This is a genomic window from Acinetobacter sp. 809848, from assembly GCF_000581275.1.
Taxonomy (GTDB): domain Bacteria; phylum Pseudomonadota; class Gammaproteobacteria; order Pseudomonadales; family Moraxellaceae; genus Acinetobacter; species Acinetobacter pittii.
In genome coordinates this window covers 1-2,047 of sequence record NZ_JEXG01000116.1, presented here as the reverse complement: position 1 = coordinate 2,047, position 2,047 = coordinate 1, and the positions used below count along the sequence as shown (strand labels likewise).

The following is a 2,047-nucleotide window of genomic DNA, read 5'->3' as shown; positions in this document are numbered from 1 at the left end:
AAGTACAGGTGTATGTCTGCCCGGTTTCACGCGTGCCACAAAACCATCTCATGTTGAGTCATTATCTCAGCTTTCTCAATGCGGCAGAAAAGTTGAGATATGATCAATATCATCCTCATGCTGCACGACTTTTCTTAATTTCTCGTGTGTTAACGAAGTCTGTTTTAGCAGATAAGTTGGGTATTTCACCCCATGAGGTCAACATTCAATTACAACCTAACGGCAAACCTTTTATACAAGGTAGTAAAGCTGTTTATTTCAATCTTAGTCATTCAGCAGACGTTATTGTTCTTGCGGTGACTGAAAAAGGAGAAATAGGAGTTGATGTTGAACGGCTGGACCGTGAGTTCGATTGGATGCGTGTCGATAGTGTGTTAGCGCCAAGTGAAATTGAATGGATTCAGGAAAATGAAAGGATTGATCCATCCACTGTATATCAACGGTTTTTTCAAATATGGACCTTAAAAGAATCCTATATTAAATGTACTGGCGAAGGAATGAGTCGTCATTTAAAGAAGCTCAACTTTCATGTGTTAGCTGAACATATAGAGTTTCTCGATTCAACTCGTGATATTCAAAAGGCAGAAGAATATTATTTCCAAAGCTATGTCTATGATCATAACTTCATCTTTTCTATCTGTTTACAACAAAGATGTAGTCTAGAGCGCTTTAACTTGGATTGTTTTCAATCATTACCCTTTATATCTACGCATCGGATAACACCAATACCCTGCAAATATAACTAGATTAACTCGAAACAATTACTGGTTTAAAAATCTGAGTCTATCAATGAAATACTCGGCCTTGAGCTGAGCTATTCTCAGAATGAATATGCTGTGAATCGATAGAACGTAAAATCATGGGTCGATAAAAAGAAAAAAGCCCCAGTCTTTCGACTAGGGCCTTTTAAATTTGGAGCGGGAAACGAGACTCGAACTCGCGACCCCAACCTTGGCAAGGTTATGCTCTACCAACTGAGCTATTCCCGCAATGTGAGCACATTATAGAGTGTTTCATTAAAGTGTCAACACTCTTGTGATCTAATTGAACGTTTAATCAGCACGACGCCACACTGTACCTTGACGCGTATCTTCAAGTACCACACCTTGGTCGAGCAAAGACTGACGAATACCATCTGCTTTCGCAAAGTCTTTAGCTTTTTTCGCATCAACACGTTGTTGAATGAAATCTTCAATTTCAGCATCAGACAAAGCAAGCGCTTCTTGTCCAATATCTGATTTTAAGAAATCATCTACATTGTGCTGTACCAAACCTAAAATGTTGGTGAGGTGACGTAAAGTCGAATAAAGCACAGTCGCTTGGTCAGCTTGCTCTTCTTTTACAGCACGGTTTAACTCTTTGTTGAGTTCAAACAATACTGCCATTGCTTCAGCCGTATTGAAATCGTCACACATTGCGTTGTTAAAGCGTTCAATAAAACTTTGATCAAGCGTTTCAGTTGTCTTTTGACCATACACTTGTTGGTAAGCTTTAAATGAATGATAGAAACGAGTTAAAGAAGTTTTTGCTTCTTTAAGCGCTACATCAGAAAAGTTCACAGGACTACGATAGTGTGAAGACACAATAAAGTAGCGAATCACTTCAGGGTGGAACTTCTCCATCACGTCACGAATCGTGAAGAAGTTGCCTAAAGATTTAGACATCTTTTCACCATCAACGTTAATAAAGCCAACATGCATCCAATAGTTCACATATTGCTCGCCAGTTGAAGCTTCACTTTGAGCAATTTCATTTTCATGGTGTGGGAACATTAAATCTGAACCACCACCATGAATGTCAAAGTGATTGCCTAAGCAGCAAGTTGACATTGCAGAACATTCGATGTGCCAACCCGGACGACCATTACCCCAAGGAGATGCCCAAGATGGTTCGTTTTCTTTTGCATGTTTCCAAAGTACAAAGTCAAAAGGATGTTTCTTTTCAACTTCTACATCGACACGTTCACTTGCACCAGCTTGCATATCATCCAGCTTGCGGCCAGAGAGGCGACCATATTTTTCAAATTTGGTCACTTCAAAATAAACAT

General features: G+C 39.5%; 2 protein-coding genes and 1 tRNA gene. 1 reads left to right on the top strand and 2 read right to left on the bottom strand.

Translation table 11 applies throughout. The features are described 5' to 3' along the window. Window positions 1-746 (top strand): 4'-phosphopantetheinyl transferase family protein (locus J536_RS24045; protein WP_212750238.1); only part of this gene is annotated, 746 nt, incomplete at its 5' end. 167 nt (window positions 747-913) lie between these two features. Here the strand turns inward: J536_RS24045 and J536_RS24040 are convergent. Next, window positions 914-989 (bottom strand) — tRNA-Gly (locus tag J536_RS24040). Between the two features lie 63 nt (window positions 990-1,052). Further along, on the bottom strand, window positions 1,053-2,047 hold a 995-nt coding region (gene cysS, locus J536_RS24035), incomplete at its 5' end, for a cysteine--tRNA ligase (protein WP_032064097.1).